This window comes from Methylomicrobium lacus (assembly GCF_041897535.1).
Classification (GTDB): domain Bacteria; phylum Pseudomonadota; class Gammaproteobacteria; order Methylococcales; family Methylomonadaceae; genus Methylomicrobium; species Methylomicrobium lacus_A.
In genome coordinates this window covers 1,843,388-1,859,997 of the sequence record NZ_CP169217.1, presented here as the reverse complement: position 1 = coordinate 1,859,997, position 16,610 = coordinate 1,843,388, and the positions used below count along the sequence as shown (strand labels likewise).

The window sequence follows — 16,610 nt, the reverse complement described above, 5'->3', positions numbered from 1 at the left end:
GGAAGCCGGCGCCGCAACGTGTTACGATAAATGCTTTCTAAGCGAAGAAGTCTTGCAGGTTTTATGTCTTACCGTTTACCGCTCGTCCCGTTGAATACCGAGGTTTTTCCAGACGGCTATGCCGCCGCCAGGCAGCGTTGGCTGGCGCTGTTGGCCGGCTTGCCCTTCAATATCGACCACCGGTCTTTTCACTGTCCAGGCGCAGGTCCTGAGGGCGAGCCGCTGTTTACCGACAGCGCCTGGATCGGCCCCGAGGATGCGGAAAGCGTCGTCGTGCTGATCGGCGGCACGCACGGGATCGAAGGTTATGCGGGCAGCGCGATTCAAAGCGAGCATTTGTTGATGCTGGCCGAAGGCCATATCGGCTTGCCGGAAGGCGCCGCGTTGTTGATCATTCATGCGTTGACGCCGTGGGGCTATGCCTGGCGGCGGCGCTGCGATGCGGACGGGGTCGACCTGAACCGCAATTTTGTCGATTTTACAGAGCCCTTGCCCGCGAACGACGGCTATACGGAGCTCCGCGAAGCGCTGTTTCTGGACGATGCCGAGCAACGGCAGAGGCTGTTGGCCGATTTTGAACGCCGGCATGGGCGGATTGCGTTCGAGAAGGCGGTCAGCGCAGGCCAATACCACGATCCGAAGGGGGCCTGTTATGGCGGCAGCCAGCCCAGTCACGGGCGCCAGGTCATCGAACAAGTGATCGAAATCTATGCGCTATGCCAGCGCGATCTGGCGGTGATCGACTTGCATACCGGCCTCGGCGCCTACGGCTACGGCGAGGTCATCTGCGATCACGAGCCGGACAGCGCGGGCACGCAGGCGGCGCTCAGCCTCTATGGCGATTCGGTCACGCTGCCTTTGCTCGGCACCTCCAGTTCGGTGCCGAAAACCGGCCTGCTCGACTATGCCTGGCACAAGATCATGAACGAGCGCAGCTGCTACATCACACTCGAATTCGGCAGCTACAGCACCGACCGGCTGTTCGAGGTGCTGCGGCGCGATCATCGACTCTGGGCCGAGCCCGTATCGATCGAACTGCGCCGTCAGCACAGCCTCGCGATGTTGCAGCATTTTTGTCCGGCCGACCGGGCCTGGCGGGAAATGGTGCTGTTCCGCGCCCGGCAGGTGATCGCGCAGGCATTGGCGGGATTATGAACAGCGAAGACATCCTGATCCGGCCGGTCCGTCCGAACGATCTCGAAGGGCTGGTCAAGCTCGAAAACGCCAGTTTCGATACCGACCGCTTGAGCCGGCGCAGTTTCAAACACTGGATAACGACCGAGCACCGGGCGCTCCTGGTCGCCGAATTCGACGGCCGCATCGCCGGCTACATCCTGATCATCTATCATCCCGGCACCCGGCTGGCGCGGATTTATTCGCTGGCGGTCGAGCCTCGGCTCAGAGGTTTCGGCATCGCCAAAAAACTGATGGCGGCGGGCGAACAGGCCGCGCACGACAGCGGACGGTTGTATCTCAGGCTCGAAGTTAGCGTCGATAATATGCCCGCGATCCGGCTGTACCAGTCCCTGGGGTTTCAAAAATTCGGCCTGTACCGCGATTATTACCAGGATCACAAGGATGCGATCCGCTTCCAGAAACTGATTCGCCATTATCAGGACACCTTGCAGCACCGGACCGTGCATTGGCTCAAACAAACGACGCCTTTCACCTGCGGCCCGGCTTCGCTGATGATGGCGATGCACGGGCTGAACGATGCCTACCAGCCTTCGCGCGAGGAAGAAATCAATCTGTGGCGGGAGGCGACCACGATCTTCATGACCTCAGGCCACGGCGGCTGCCATCCGGTCGGCCTGGCGCTGGCGGCGAAGCGGCGCGGTTTTAGGGTCGAAGTCTGGATCAATCAGAGCGAGACCCTCTTCATCGACGGTGTGCGCAGCGAGGATAAAAAACAGATCGTCGAGCTGGTCGATAATGCGTTCAAACGCGAGGCCGAGGCGCAGGCGATTGCGGTGCATTACACCAACATCACCCAGGACGAACTGATCGGCACCTTCAAGGCCGGCGCGATTCCTTTGATCCTGATCAGCACCTATCAACTGGACCGGAAGAAAGCGCCGCACTGGGTCGTGATGAGCGGCTTCGACGATGCCTGCCTGTACATGCACGACCCCGATCCCGAGGAAGATCACAAGAGCGAGCTGGATTGCCAGTTCGTGCCGATCGCGCGCGCCGATTTCGACCGCATGTCCTGCTTCGGCAAGAACCGTCTGCGTACGGCGGTGATTCTCTGGCCGGACTGAAACCGGCGGCATTTCAAGGAAAAATAGAATGAAAACACTATTGATCACCGGCAGCACTTCGGCCATCGGCATGGCAGTCTGTAAAGCCTTGGCCGAACGCGGCGCGGAGCTGGTGCTGCACTACCATGCGAATCAAGAGAAAGCCGAGAGGCTTGCCGAGTGGCTGGACACGAAAGGCTGCGCCTACAGTTTTTACCAGGCGGATTTGACCCGGCCCGAAAACGCGAAGGCATTGATCGAGCATGCGCTCGAACGCTTCGGCCGGATCGACGGCTTGATCAATGTGGTCGGCCCCTACGTTTACAAAAACATTCTGGAAGTGACGCCGGAGGACTGGCTGGCCGACATCGACTTGAATCTGAATTGCTGTTTCCATACCAGCTATTACGCGCTGGACGCCCTGCGCAACAGCCAGGGCCAGATCGTCAATTTCGCCTTCGCCGGCGTCGAAAACATCAAGGCTTGGCCGATGTCCGCCGGCTACTCGGCCGCGAAAACCGGCGTCGCGGCCTTGACCAAAAGCCTCGCGGTCGCCCTGGCTCAGGACAAGGTACGGGTCAATGCGATCTGCCCCGGCCTGACCGAGGATGAAGACATCAACGCCGAGGAAAGGCAGGCGATGGCTGCGCAGATTCCGTACGGCCGTCCGGTGCAGCCCCATGAAATCGGCACCACGGTCGCCTGGCTGCTCTATGACAGCCCTGAAATGATCACAGGCTCCTTGCTTTCGGTTGCGGGCGGTTGGGAGTATTGAGTCTTCCGCAAGCCTGAAAAAGAACCGCACACTTCAATAAGCCGGGGCATCATGACGTCGCGGCTGATGCTCCGCCGAATTCCGTAGACGCCAGCGGCTACAACCGAATTCGCTAATTCCGACCTCTCGTTTTGGCATTTCTTCTTTTGCGCATGCCCGCCATGTGTAGCGCGCCGATTTCAGCAGTGTGAATTTTCACATAAAGCCCGTGAATTTTAACGTAAAAGCTGTGAATTTATACCGTGTAATAAATATTTGAAGAATTACAATTTGCTCACGTTCATTCGCTTAGTGGACGGTTTTTTGCTAAGCAAATTAAGTAGTTATTTATTTTTTATACTTACGCTGCACTTAATACTTCATGTTGCTTGATATTAATGTCTGCAGAAACCCTTTGATATGACCTCTAGTAAGCATTCGATTTGCGGAGATTAGAAATGAAGAGACTAACTGATGTAGAGACTACAATCAACGAGCCTATTGCCATCATCGGCATGGGATGCAGATTTCCCGGCGGCAGTGATAGTCCCGACGCGTTTTGGAAAATGATGGCGGAAGGAAAGGACGGCATCGTCGAGGTGCCGGAGGATCGTTGGAATATCGATCGTTTCTGGGATTCTGATCCGGACAAGCCGGGCAAGATGTATGTGCGGGCTGGGGGGTTCATTGGTCAGAAAATAGATCAATTTGATGCCTTATTTTTCGGGATGTCCCCGCGTGAGGCTGAATATCTGGATCCGCAACAACGTGTCTTACTCGAGGTGACCTGGGAGGCATTTGAAGATGCCGGTTTGGCAGCTGAAAAACTGTCCGGTTCGGATACCGGGGTGTACGTCGGCGGATTCATGTTCGACAACATGCTGACCCAACTGAGCCCTTTGAATCGCGCCTTGATCGGCACCCATACGGCGGTCAGTTCGACGTTGAGTATTCTGGCCAATCGCCTTTCCTATGTATTCGATCTGCGTGGTCCCAATATCGCGATAGATACCGCCTGCTCCTCTTCACTGGTCGCCGTGCATCAGGCTTGCCAAGCCCTGCGCCGTGGCGAGTGCTCCTTGGCGGTGGCGGGTGGGGTAAATATCATGTACCGGCCTGAGAATCCGATTTCGATGTGCAAGGGTGGCTTTCTGGCCAAGGATGGCCGTTGCAAGAGCTTTGATGCGAGAGCCGACGGTTACGGACGCGGTGAAGGCGCCGGTATCGTCGTGCTGAAGCCGTTGTCGGAGGCGCTCAGGGATCGGGACGCGATCCATGCGGTCATCCGGGGGACTGGCGTTAACCAGGACGGGAGAACCAACGGGATCACCGTTCCGAATCCCGACGCCCAGGAGCAACTGGTGCGCAGGGTTTGCCGGGACGCGGGCGTGAAACCCGGCAATATCCGCTATTTCGAGGCGCACGGAACCGGTACCGCGGTCGGCGATCCGCTGGAAGTGCGCGCCCTGGGCGCGGTGATCGGCAGCGAGCGCGCCGTGGGCGACCCTTGCCTCGTCGGTTCGGTCAAGGCCAATATCGGTCATCTGGAAGCGGCTTCCGGGGTCGCGGGCGTCATCAAGGCCGCGCTTTGCCTGAAACACCAGCAAATTCCTCCGGTCGCCAACCTGGAAACCCCCAATCCCGCGATTCCGTTTGATGAGCTGGGCTTGCGTTTGCCGAAAGACCTGGAGCCGATGCCGGCCGGCGAAGGCCCGGCCTTGGTCGGGGTCAATTCATTCGGATATGGAGGCACCAACGCCCATGCAATTCTCGAAGAGGCGCCGGCAAGCGTTACGGCGGCTCAGGCCGCCGAAGACGAGGATATGGGGCCCTGGATTTTGCCGATTTCCGCGCGCTCGCTCAAGGCTTTACAGATCCTTGCGGGTGCTTATCGGGGTTTGATCGCCGGCAATGACGGTCTGAGTATTCGGGATTTGTGCTATTCGGCCGGCGCTCGCCGCAGTCATCACGACCTTCGTTGCGCGCTGGTGGCGGATGACAGGGACGCCTTGTTGGATAAGCTCGCCGCCGTTGCCGAAGGGTTGCCGGCGCCGGGCGTCGCTCATGGCGATTGCGCCGCGAAAGGAGAGAACCCTGTCTTCGTATTCACCGGCATGGGCCCGCAATGGTGGGCGATGGGACGGGAACTATATCGGGACGATCCGGTATTCCGTCAAACGGTTCTGGAAATAGACGCTATTTTCAAAAAGGCGGCAGGCTGGTCCATCTTGGATGCAATGCTGGCGGAAGAGGCCGATTCCCACATGGCCGAAACGCGCATCGCGCAACCTGCCAACTTCGCCATTCAGGTGGGTTTGGCCGCGATGTGGAAAGCGCGCGGAATAGAACCGGCGGCCATCGTCGGGCATAGCGTCGGCGAAGTCGCCGCCGCTTATGTGGCCGGCGTATATACCCTCGAAGACGCGGTGAAAGTCAGTTACGAGCGCAGCCGTATTCAACAAAAAGCAGCAGGCCTAGGCTCTATGTTAGCCGCCGGAATTGGAGAAGCCGAAGCCTCTGCGTTGTTGCAAGGCTATGGCAGCCGGGTGTCGATCGCGGCCGCGAACAGCCCGACGGCCACGACCCTGGCGGGCGATCAGGAGGCGCTCGAAGTGATTGCTGCCGAGCTGGAGAAGCAAGGCGTGTTCAATCGTTTCCTCCGTGTCGAGATGGCCTTTCACAGTTCTTACATGGATCGGCTGCGGCCGGAATTGCTTGAGGCGTTGGCCGACATTGAGCCCCAAGTCCCGCAAATACCGCTGTACTCGACCGTCACCGGAAACCGGGTAACCGGCATGGCATACGATGCCGAATACTGGTGCCGTAATGTCCGCGAGACCGTGTATTTCGCCAAGGCCATTGGGGGGTTGTTGGCGGACGGGCGCCGACTGTTTCTCGAAATCGGACCGCACCCGGTACTGTCCACCTCGATCAAGGAATGTGCCCGGGCATCCGGGATTGCCGGTTTGACCGTGACGTCCCTTCGCCGAGGCGAGCCGGAAAAAGCACAGTTTTTGCTGGCTTTGGCGGAAATCTACACGGCCGGCGCGCCGTTGGACTGGAGCCGTCAATTCGCCGAAGATGCTCGTTATGTCAAGTTGCCGACCTATCCGTGGCAGCGGGAAACCTATTGGCACGAATCGATGGCGTCATTGGCCGACCGTTTGGGCAAAGGCACGCATCCTTTATTGGGTTTCCGCATGGACGGTCCGGAAGAGGCCTGGAGTCAGGTGTTGAACACGAACTATCAACCGTATCTGGATGATCACAAGGTGGAAGATGTGGTGGTCTTGCCGGGCGCGGCTTACGTCGAGTTGGGCTTTGCCGTCCGTGCCGAAATAGGCGTAGGTACGGAAGGCGCGATCGAGGACTTACGTTTTGCGAAGGCCTTGGTGATCGGCGCGCGGGAGGAACCGGAAGTGCGCACGCTCTATTATCCAGATAGCAGTGAATACAAGGTTTTCAGCCGTAGCGATAACAGTAATTCCTGGGCATTACACGCCAGCGGGCGATTGTCGTCGCTGCCATTGAAGGCGCAGCCCTGGGTGGATTTAAAAGCGCTCCGAAGTCATTGTCCGGAATGTCAGGACGGTGAGCGGCATTATCGGAATATGCAGGCACGGGGACTGCATTACGGCTCTTGGTTCCGCGGCGTCCGTGAACTGTGGCGGGACGCCGATGGCCGCGAAGTCCTCGCGCGTATCGAGCGCAAGGAAGCGGTTAGGGAAAACGGGCGCATGGACATCCTTGATCCGACCCTGCTGGATGCTTGTTTTCAAACGCTGCTGGCATTGCTTGACGAGAGCGACCGCCGGGTTTATGTGCCGGTAGCCATCCGCCGGGTCGCTTTATGGCAGAGCTTGGGATCGAACATTTGGTGCCATGGTCTGCGCACCGGCGGCGGTGACGATACCGTGGAGGGCGACATCCGTCTTTGCGATGATGCCGGCAATGTGCTGGTGGAGGTTCTCGGCGTGCGAGCACAGGCCCTGAATCGGGCCGAGGATGGCATCGAAAATAATCTGGACAATTGGTTTTATGAATACGGGTGGACACACAGCGTTCTTGATCCGTTGGCAGCGGCGCCTTCCGGCCGTTGGCTGCTGCTGCTCGATGGCCAAGGCGTCGGTGCAAGCTTCGCGAAATGTGTCGACGATACCGCCGCCGAATGCATCAAGGTATGCCGTGGTGAACGTTTCGCGGCATTGAATGACGGCAGTTATCAGGTTAATCCCCGCGACCGTCACGATATCGGGACGTTGTTGCAAGCGGTGGATCCGGGATATCTCACAGGCATTGTCTGTTTTTGGGGGCTGGACGCCGATGGGGCTAAAGATCCGGCCGGCATCGAAACGGTTGCCGAGGGCCTGACTCTGATCCAGGCTCTGGCCGACAGCAGTCCGCAGCGTCCGGGTTCGGTGTTGTTGATTACCTGTGGCGCGCAAGCCGTCCTGCCGGACGAGGCCGAAACCGCATTGGCAGAGACATCCTTGATCGGTTTGCTTCGGGTTGCCGTGAATGAATATCCGGAGCAATCGTTCCGCGCTATCGACTTGGAACCGGATGCCGATTCGATACCGGTGCTGTTGCGCGAACTTATGGCCGCCGATGGCGAAGAGGAAATTGCCTACCGGGACGGAGCGCGCTATGTACGCCGCCTGAAACAGAAACCCGGCGCTGAACTTGCCGAGATCACCCCGGAGCGTCTGCTTCAGGCCGATCTGGCAAAACCGGGCGCCGATGAAGTGGCGGTCGCCGTGCAGGGGTGTGCATTGAACTATGCCGAAGCACGGCGCTTTACGCAAGCCGGCGAGGCCGAATTGTTCGCCACCGGGGTCATCACGGCGGCGGGAAGCCGCGTGAAAGAATTGTCTGCGGGCGACAGCGTACTGATCAGCTACCGTGGAGAACCGGCGCAAACAGTGATTCTGCCGGCGTCAGCGGCGATTCTTCTGCCGTCGATCGCGAAAGACGAGCTGGATGGTTTCGCAAGCCAGGTCGTTCCGTATGTAACGGCGCATTACGCCCTGCATTATTTGGCGCGGGTCGATGTCGGCGAACGGGTGTTGATCCATGAAGCCGGCACCACGTTAGGATTGGCCGCCATTCAAGTGGCGTTGAGCCTCGGTGCCGAAGTGTTCGTCACGTTGGGTGAACATGGTCGCGTCGGACTGGTGCGGCGGCAGGGGGCGAAGTTCGTAATCGACGGCCGCTCCGCGGATTTCGCGGAACAAGTGATGGACTTGGCCGACGGCAATGGCATTGATGTCGCCTTCGGGATATTCGAAGGCGAGTATGCCGGCAAGGCCGCGTCCGTGTTGGCCCCGCTCGGCCGTATGGTCATGGTGTCCAGCACAGACAACCAGCCGAGCCTGTCCACGTTGGCGAACGGATCGCTGTTCCGGCTTTGCCCTGAAAGCCTGCGGGTGGAGCGTCCGGAGCTGTTCCTGAGTCTGGTGCGCGAAGTCAAGGCTTTGCTGAAACGGCGTACCTATGAACCGGTCGTGATTCATCACCGAGACCTGACGGCTGTCGAAAAAAACGATGGCCTTCTGGGGGCGTCAGCCGCCGGCGAGCAAGTGATGATCCCGGTTGACGGCCATTTGCCGTCCGAAGTGAGGGTCGGAAGAGCCAGAGCTTCCAGGCTCCCGCTGCGCGCCGACGGCACCTATATGATTACCGGCGGCTTCGGCGGCTTCGGTATGGCGATGGCACGTTGGCTGGCAAAACAGGGCGTTCGCCATCTGGTGCTGGTGGGCCGGCGCGGCGCGGCGAGTGACGAAGCCAAGGCTTTGGTGAAAAAACTGGAGCGGGTCGGTGTCAGCGTCTGCGCGGCGGCGGCGGATATGTCCCAGGAAGCGGAAGTGACCGCATTGCTGACGCAGATAGCGGCCTCCATGCCGCCGCTGCGCGGCGTATTTCACGCGGCCGCGGTGCTGGACGATAGTCCGATCGATGCCGGCGACGCTGCACGCTTCGCTGCTGTGATGCGGCCTAAAGCGCTCGGGGCGTGGCATCTGCATCGGCAAACCCGGCATCTGCCTTTGGAGGTGTTCGTCCTGTTTTCTTCGGTCAGCGCGCTAATCGGCAATCCGGGGCAGGGCGCTTACGTCGCCGCGAACGTGGTGCTGGATACCCTGGCTCACCTGCGCCGGGCGCAAGGGCTGCCGGCTGTCAGCATTAACTGGGGCGCGCTCAGCGAGGTCGGCATGGTGGCTCAGGATAGTAGCGTCGAAGACTATTTCAAACGGGTCGGCATCGGCTTTTTCAATCCTTCCCAAGCGTTAGAAGTCCTCGAAAAAAGCTTGATATGGAACCCGGTTCAACTGGGCGCGGCAGTGATCGATTGCCACCAGTGGGCCAAGTTCAATCCGGCCTGGGCCGCATCGCCCCGCTATCATCACCTGATCGCAGATGCCAACCGGCGCCCTGACGGCGCAGCGACCAACGAATTCCATGCCGAATTGCAGGCATTGCCAGAGGCGGAACGCCAGGCGCACGGGGTCAACGCCCTGATAGCGCTTGTTTCCGAAATCATGCGCATTCCGGCCGACAAGATTGACCGTAGGCAATCCCTGGTGAATCTGGGCGTCGATTCGTTGATGGCGATGGAATTGCAGGCCGCCATAAACCGCAAGACGGGGGTCAAGTTATCGACGCTCGAATTGATGAAAGGCAACGCCATCGAGAAACTGGGTGCTCAGGTGCTGGCTTCGATCGCATCCGCCGCACAAGATGTCTCCTCCGTAGCGCCGTCTCCTGCCAACTTCGGCAAGGACAAGACGGGGAGTGATTCGGCAATGTCCGAGCCCCCCGAATCCATTCTCTCTCGACTGGAAGACCTTTCGGAAGAAGAGATCGATGAAATGCTCGCCACCTTGATGAAAGCTTAACGGAGAAAACCGCATGACAACGCATTCAGAACATGTCTCGGCGCCATCGCTGCAAAAGAAGCGCGCCCTGCTGGAACAATTGCTGAGCCAATCGGCCAAAGCCAAGCCGACGGCCTTATCCTACGGACAGAAGGCGCTGTACTTCCTGCATCGTTCGGACCCGGACAGCGCCGCTTACCATGTCGCCTTCACGGCCCGTTTCCGCTCGGAGGTCAATGTCGCCGCCTTGCGCCGGGCCTTGCAAGGCCTCGTGGACCGGCATGAACAATTGCGCGCCCGCTTCCTGCTGAAGGACGGCGAACCGGTGCAGGAAATCGCCGCTCCCGGGCCGGTAACGCTGGTTCATGTCGACGCTTCGGGCTGGTCCGATGAGCAACTGGATACGTCGGTACAGGAGGCTTATCGGCAACCCTTCGATCTGGAACACGGCCCGGTGTTCCGCGGCCATTTGTTTTCCTTGGCCGGGGACCACCATGTGCTCCTGATTACCGTCCACCATATCGTCTATGATGCCTGGTCGCTGTGGTTGAATCAGGATGAATTGGCGGCCCTTTATGCCGCCGAGACCGGCGGGGCGACAGCGCTGCTGCCGCGATCAGAGAAGTCTTATCAGGACTTCATCAAGTGGCAGAGTGAATTTCTGTCCAGCGCTGAAGGTGAAAGGTTGTGGAAATATTGGGAGGACCAATTGCGGGGCGAGGTGCCGACGCTGAATTTGCCGACCGATCATCCGCGCCCGCCGGTACGCTCGACGCATGGGGCGTCGAGGAAATTTTCGTTGCGGCCGGAACGGGTAGAGCAACTCAGAAGCCTGGCGCAAGCCAGGGGGGTGACCCCGTTCATGCTTTATCTGGCGGTATTTCAGGTCCTGCTGCATCGTTATACGGGGCAGGAAGACATCCTGGTCGGGTCGCCCTCGGCCGGGCGCAATACGGGCGATTACTCCAATGTCGTCGGCTATTTTGTCAACCCGTTGGTGTTTCGTGCCGCCTTATCAGGAAACCCTCGTTTTACGGCGTTTCTGGAGCAGGTCAGGGATACGGTGCTCGGCGCTTTGGAGCATCAGGACTTTCCTTTTCCGCTGCTGGTCGAGCGGCTCCAGCCGAAACGTGATCCCAGCTATTCGCCGCTGTTCCAGGTATCGTTTGTGCATCAGAAATCGCAACGGGCGGAAGGTATTCTGAATTTGGTCACCGATGCCGTGCAAGCCGCACGCACGACCTTTGGTGGACTGGAAGTGGAGCATTACGACATGCCGCAACAGGAAGGCCAGTTCGATCTAGAATTGGAGATGATCGAATCAGGCATCGGGGTGACCGGGATCTTCAAATACAATACCGATCTGTTCGATCATTCGACCATCGAGCGCGCGGTTGGTCATTTCGAAACCCTGCTTGACGGTATCCTTGAAAATCCGTCCTTGCCGGTCGGACAGTTGCCGCTGTTGCCGAATACGGAACGCGATCGGATGCTTGTGGCCTTCAATGATACGGCCGAGGCCTATGATCTCGACCGTCCGATGTATCAATTCATTGAGGAACAGGTAGAACGGACCCCGGATGCTATCGCACTGACCTTCGGCGAGTATCACCTGAGTTACCGCGAACTCAATAAGCAAAGCAACCGCTTGGCTAACTATCTGCGCGGACGCGGCATCGGCCGAGACGCTTTGGTGGCGGTCTGCATGGATCGCTCGCCGGACATGCTGGTTGCCCTGTTGGGCATCCTGAAGGCAGGCGGTGCTTACTTGCCGCTGGACCCGGCGCTGCCGGCCGAGCGTTTGTCATTCATGCTGGAGGACGCAACCCCAACACTCATTTTGGTGCGCACAGGATGTATCGAGGCATTGCCGCAAACGTCCATTCCGGTGTTGCCTCTGGATGCGAGCCGAGACATGCTGGCCGGATTCTGTCCAGATAATCCGAAGCACCAGGCGCGCGCCGGTCATTTGGCCTATGTCATTTATACTTCGGGGTCCACGGGTAAGCCCAAAGGGGTGCAGATCGAACATGGCGCGCTGACCAGCTTTTTATATGCCATGCGCAAGGCCTTGCCGATAGGCCGGGATGATTCGCTGTTGGCGGTTACCACCTTGTCCTTCGATATCGCCGTTCTGGAGCTTTACTTACCTTTGACGGTAGGGGCGCGCGTTCTTTTGGCCGGACGCGACGATACCACGAATGGGGAGCGGTTGCTCAAGTTGTTGGAGCATGCGACTTTCCTGCAGGCCACGCCGTCGACCTGGCAGATGCTGTTGCGCGCCGGCTGGGAGTCGAGTCCCGGCTTGCATATGCTTTGTGGTGGCGAAGCCTTGCCGCCGGATTTGGCGGCGCAAATGCTGAGCCGAGGGAAGACTTTATGGAATATGTACGGGCCGACCGAAACCACCGTTTGGTCTACTATGGCAAGGGTTGCCGATGCCGGCGATATCAACATCGGCCAGCCGATCCTGAACACGCAAATTTACATTCTGGACAAGTCGGGCCAGCCTACCGCGATCGGGGTGCCAGGAGAACTCCATATCGGCGGCTGGAACGTAGCCCGCGGCTATCTCAACCGTGCCGAACTGACCGCTGAACGCTTCATCGCCGATCCTTTTTCCAAGGAGCCCAACGCCCGGATATACAAAACCGGCGATTTAGCCCGTTGGCGGGAAGACGGCGTGCTTGAGCATTTGGGGCGGCTGGACTTTCAGGTCAAGATTCGCGGTTTCCGTATCGAGCTCGGTGAGATCGAACAAAACCTTTGCGAATATCCTGATGTCACACAAGCCGTCGTGGTGACTCGTAACGCACCCTCCGGCGACCTCTGTTTGGTCGGTTATGTCACGGGGCCTGTCGTCACATCGGAGATTTCCGAACAACTCCGCGGCTTTCTGAAGGAACGGCTGCCGGATTATTTCGTACCCACCGCGCTGGTGGTATTGGATCGTCTGCCGCTGAACCACAACGGCAAGGTCGATCGGAGCGCACTGCCGATGCCGGAGCTTTGGAGCACTGGCGGCGAAAGAACTATCGTGGAGCCCAGGGATGCTTTGGAAAAAACGCTGACAAGCATTTGGGAAGAGGTGTTGGGCATGCATCCGGTCGGAATACTCGACAATTTTTTTGATCTTGGCGGGCATTCGCTGCGCGCCATCCGGTTGATGGCCGACATTCAGAAAGTCCTCGATGTGTCTCTGCCGTTGTCCACGCTGTTCAAGGCTCCGACCGTCGAGCAGTTGGCCAACATAATCCGCCAGGAGCGTCCGGCCGATAGCGCCTGGTCTCCACTGGTGCCTATTCAGACCGGGGGTGACAAGCCGCCTGTGTTTTTTGTCGCCGGAGGCGGTGGCAGCGTTCTGTATTTTCAGCCGCTGTCTCGCTACTTGGGGGCTGACCAGCCCTTCTATGGCTTGCAGTCCAAGGGGTTGGACGGCGAGTCGGTGCCGTTCGATCGCGTCGAAGACATGGCCGCTTGCTATGTGGATGCCATCCGCAGCGTGCGTCCGAAAGGTCCGTACCGTTTGGGCGGACATTGTTTCGGCGCGGTGGTGGCATTTGAAATTGCTCAGCAACTGATTCGCGACGGAGATGAAGTGGATCTGCTGACGGTATTGAATGTACCCGCCCCGCGCGCGCAGCGGCCCGATGCGGGACACGGTCTTGATTATGCGGCTTGGGTGGTCAAGCTTGGCAGACTTCTGGAGCAATCATCCGGGCAGAGCCTCGATCTCGATTACGAAGAAATCAAGCTGCTGGATAAGGAGGCTCAGCTGGAGCATCTGAAAAACCGGATGAACAAGGCCGGGTTCCTGCCGCCTGAAGCGGGCGTAGGGCCGGTACGCGGACTGGTTGAGGTGCTGAAAACCAATGGCAGTATCGAATATTTTCCGGAGGCTCCGGTGCCGGTGCCGATTGCCTTGTTGAGGGCTGGAAAATACCACCCAGAATACGACTTCAGCGGCGCCGAATACCCGACGCCCGGAGAGCATGACGAGACCTTGGGCTGGCAAGCCTACGCTTCGGGGCCGGTGATCATGCGCACGGTACCCGGCGATCACATCACCATGCTGTCGGAACCGAATGTGACGGAGCTTGCAGCCAGTGTCGATGCATTGCTCTCGGGCCACCGCGAGGCGGCGGTCAAGGCCGATGCCTCGCACCTGGAATGGGCAGGACAGGCCGCGGTCAAGGAGATCGAATTGCGGGCTGCCGAAGAGGCTGACGCGGAAAGCCCGTGGCAGAAAAACTCGGCTGCCAATGATCTGCCTGCGCCGGGGAAATCATACAGGGGTAAGCAAGGCGCAGTTGGTGCCTATGCCGACTGGCTTCTGCGCCGGCGTTACCTGGTTATCGTGATGGTCTTGTTATTGGTGAGTTTGGCCGCGGCAGGCATTAGTCGTCTGCATTTCGAAAACGACTACCGGATGTTCTTCAGTAAGGACAATCCTGAGCTGATAGCCTTCGACGACCTCCAGAACACCTATACCCAAAACGACAATATTCTGATCGTACTCGCTCCCAAGGATGGGGCCGTTTTTACCGGCGATAACCTGTCCCTGGTCGAGAATGTCACGGCCAAGGCATGGAAAATTCCTTATTCCACCCGTGTCGATTCGTTGACCAATTTTCAATACAGCCGGGGCGATGGCGATGTATTGGCGGTGGAAGACTTGGTGAAGAATGCCACCGGTTTGAAAGCCTCTGAAATCGATAACATCAAGAAAATCGCCTTGGCCGATCCATTACTGGTCAGGCGGTTGATTTCCCCTTCGGGCCGGGTCACAGCGATCAACGTGATTGTACAGCGCCCAGGCAAGAACCAAATGAATGAGACCAAGGAAGTGACCGATTTCGTCCGCCATGCCATCAAGGAACGGATTGAGGCGGAACGCCCCGACGTCAACGTCTACTTGACCGGCAACGTGATGATGGACGCCGCGTTTGCCGATGCGTCCGAACACGACGGACAGATTTTGACGCCGCTGATGTCGGGGATCATTGTCGTGGCGCTGCTATGGTTCCTGCGCTCGTTCGTCGGCACTCTGGTCACGGTGACGGTCATTGCCTTATCCATTCTAACCGCCCTCGGGTTGGCGGGCTGGCTGGGCATCGCGCTGTCCCCTTCGAGCGTGCCAGCGCCGACCATCTTGCTAACGCTGGCCGTGGCGGATTCGGTGCATATGCTGATGAGCTACTATGACGGCGCGCGTAAGGGCCTCGACAAGCACTGCGCCATGAAAGCCAGTCTGAGGCTCAATCTCGCCGCCGTCTTCTTCACGAGCCTGACCACGGCGATCAGCTTTCTGTCGATGAACTTCAGCGATGCGCCGCCGTTCCGTGACCTAGGCAACATTACCGCCATGGGGGTGATCGCCGCTTTCGTTCTGTCGATGACGCTGCTGCCGGTATTGACCGTGCTGTTTCCTGCTCCGAAGCTGCGCAAGGTGTCCGAGCAGCCGGCCGGGCTCATGTGGTTGGCCGAGTTGGTCATCCGTCGGCGCAAGGCTTGGTATCTTGCGGTACTGGTGTTGACCGGGGTTTCCATCAGCTTCGTTACGCGGAACGAGCTGAACGATGAGTTCGTGAAATATTTCGCAACCGGCACCGATTTTCGGGATGCCACCGATTTTACCACGGACAATTTGACCGGCATCTACTCCATCGATTATTCGTTGGGGGCTTCCGTCTCGGGCGGCGCCACCGATCCGGCCTTTTTAAACAAGGTGGAAGATTTCGCCAACTGGTTGAGACAGCAGCCGGAAACACTGCACGTTTTTTCAATCACCGATGTCATCAAACGCCTGAACAAAAACCTGCACGGCGAGGATCCGGCCTGGTATGGACTGCCGGAAGCGCGCGACATGACCGCCCAATACCTGCTGCTGTACGAGATGTCATTGCCTTTCGGTCTCGACTTGAACGATCGTCTGAACGTGGACAAGTCCGCCACGCGGCTCACCGCGACGCTGAAAAGCCTGTCCACCAACGAGATTCTGGCGTTTGAACAACGGGCGCGCGAATGGCTCGCAACGAACGCCCCGGAGCTTCGTCATGCCGGCGGCACCGGAATCACGATGATGTTCGCGCATATCGGTGCCCGTAACATCGTCAGCATGATCAGCGGCGAATTACTGTCCACCTTCCTGATCTCATTCATTTTGATGATCGTACTGCGTTCGGCGGCGATGGGCTTGCTCAGTATGATACCCAACCTGGTTCCGGCCGCGATGGCTTTCGGTATCTGGGGGCTTTGGGTCGGCCGCGTGGGTCTTGCCTCTTCGGTGGTCGCGGCGATGACACTGGGTATCCTGGTCGACGACACTGTGCATTTCCTCGGCAAATACCTGCACGCCCGGCGCCATGAGGGACTTTCGCCGGAAGATGCCCTGCGCTATGCCTTCGCGTCGGTCGGCAAGGCCATTTGGGTTACCTCGGCGGTCCTGATGTCCGGGTTTGCGCTGTTGGCGCTCTCCGATTTCAAGATCAACGCCGAAATGGGGTTGCTCACCGCGATTATTTTCGGTCTAGGCCTGTTCGCGGAGTTCTTGCTGCTGCCGCCTTTGCTATTGGCGGTCGAAGGATGGCGTCTGCGTGTACGCCCGTCCAAGTCCGCCGCAACTCGCAGAGCTACCGCGCCAGCCTATATAAAAAACGAGGCAGAGCCCGTCGGCGCCAGATCCTATCAGGCTAAGACTCTGGCCGAAGCCACCGAAAAATGAAAACTTTCGATAACCCAACA

The 16,610-nt window shown here is 58.7% G+C and carries 5 protein-coding genes; all 5 read left to right on the top strand.

The annotated features are described in order from the left end of the window. Window positions 1-63 precede the first annotated feature (63 nt). The 5 genes from ACEPPP_RS08195 (at window position 64) to ACEPPP_RS08175 (ending at window position 16,590) form a co-directional block, all read left to right on the top strand. Window positions 64-1,155: a DUF2817 domain-containing protein gene (locus ACEPPP_RS08195; protein ID WP_374090565.1), complete on the top strand. Its 1,092-nt coding sequence runs from the start codon at window positions 64-66 to the stop codon at window positions 1,153-1,155. After that, window positions 1,152-2,261, top strand: coding sequence for a peptidase C39 family protein (locus ACEPPP_RS08190; protein WP_374090563.1), 1,110 nt, complete (start codon window positions 1,152-1,154; stop codon window positions 2,259-2,261). The genes ACEPPP_RS08195 and ACEPPP_RS08190 overlap by 4 nt, the downstream gene beginning before the upstream one ends. A 28-nt stretch (window positions 2,262-2,289) precedes the next feature. Further along, window positions 2,290-3,015, top strand: coding sequence for an SDR family NAD(P)-dependent oxidoreductase (locus ACEPPP_RS08185; protein ID WP_374090562.1), 726 nt, complete (start codon window positions 2,290-2,292; stop codon window positions 3,013-3,015). 437 nt (window positions 3,016-3,452) lie between these two features. Further along, entirely contained in the window at window positions 3,453-9,887 is a 6,435-nt protein-coding gene (locus tag ACEPPP_RS08180; protein WP_374090561.1) for an SDR family NAD(P)-dependent oxidoreductase, read from the top strand. Between the two features lie 13 nt (window positions 9,888-9,900). Then, window positions 9,901-16,590, top strand: coding sequence for an amino acid adenylation domain-containing protein (locus ACEPPP_RS08175; RefSeq protein ID WP_374090560.1), 6,690 nt, complete (start codon window positions 9,901-9,903; stop codon window positions 16,588-16,590). The last annotated feature ends 20 nt before the right edge of the window (window positions 16,591-16,610 follow it).

Excerpts from the sequence above, each read along its gene's own strand:
- ACEPPP_RS08190 (WP_374090563.1), top strand. The coding sequence starts at position 1,152 with ATGAACAGCGAAGACATCCTGATCCGGCCGGTCCGTCCGAACGATCTC.
- ACEPPP_RS08185 (WP_374090562.1), top strand. The coding sequence starts at position 2,290 with ATGAAAACACTATTGATCACCGGCAGCACTTCGGCCATCGGCATGGCA.
- ACEPPP_RS08180 (WP_374090561.1), top strand. The coding sequence starts at position 3,453 with ATGAAGAGACTAACTGATGTAGAGACTACAATCAACGAGCCTATTGCC.
- ACEPPP_RS08195 (WP_374090565.1), top strand. The coding sequence starts at position 64 with ATGTCTTACCGTTTACCGCTCGTCCCGTTGAATACCGAGGTTTTTCCA.
- ACEPPP_RS08175 (WP_374090560.1), top strand. The coding sequence starts at position 9,901 with ATGACAACGCATTCAGAACATGTCTCGGCGCCATCGCTGCAAAAGAAG.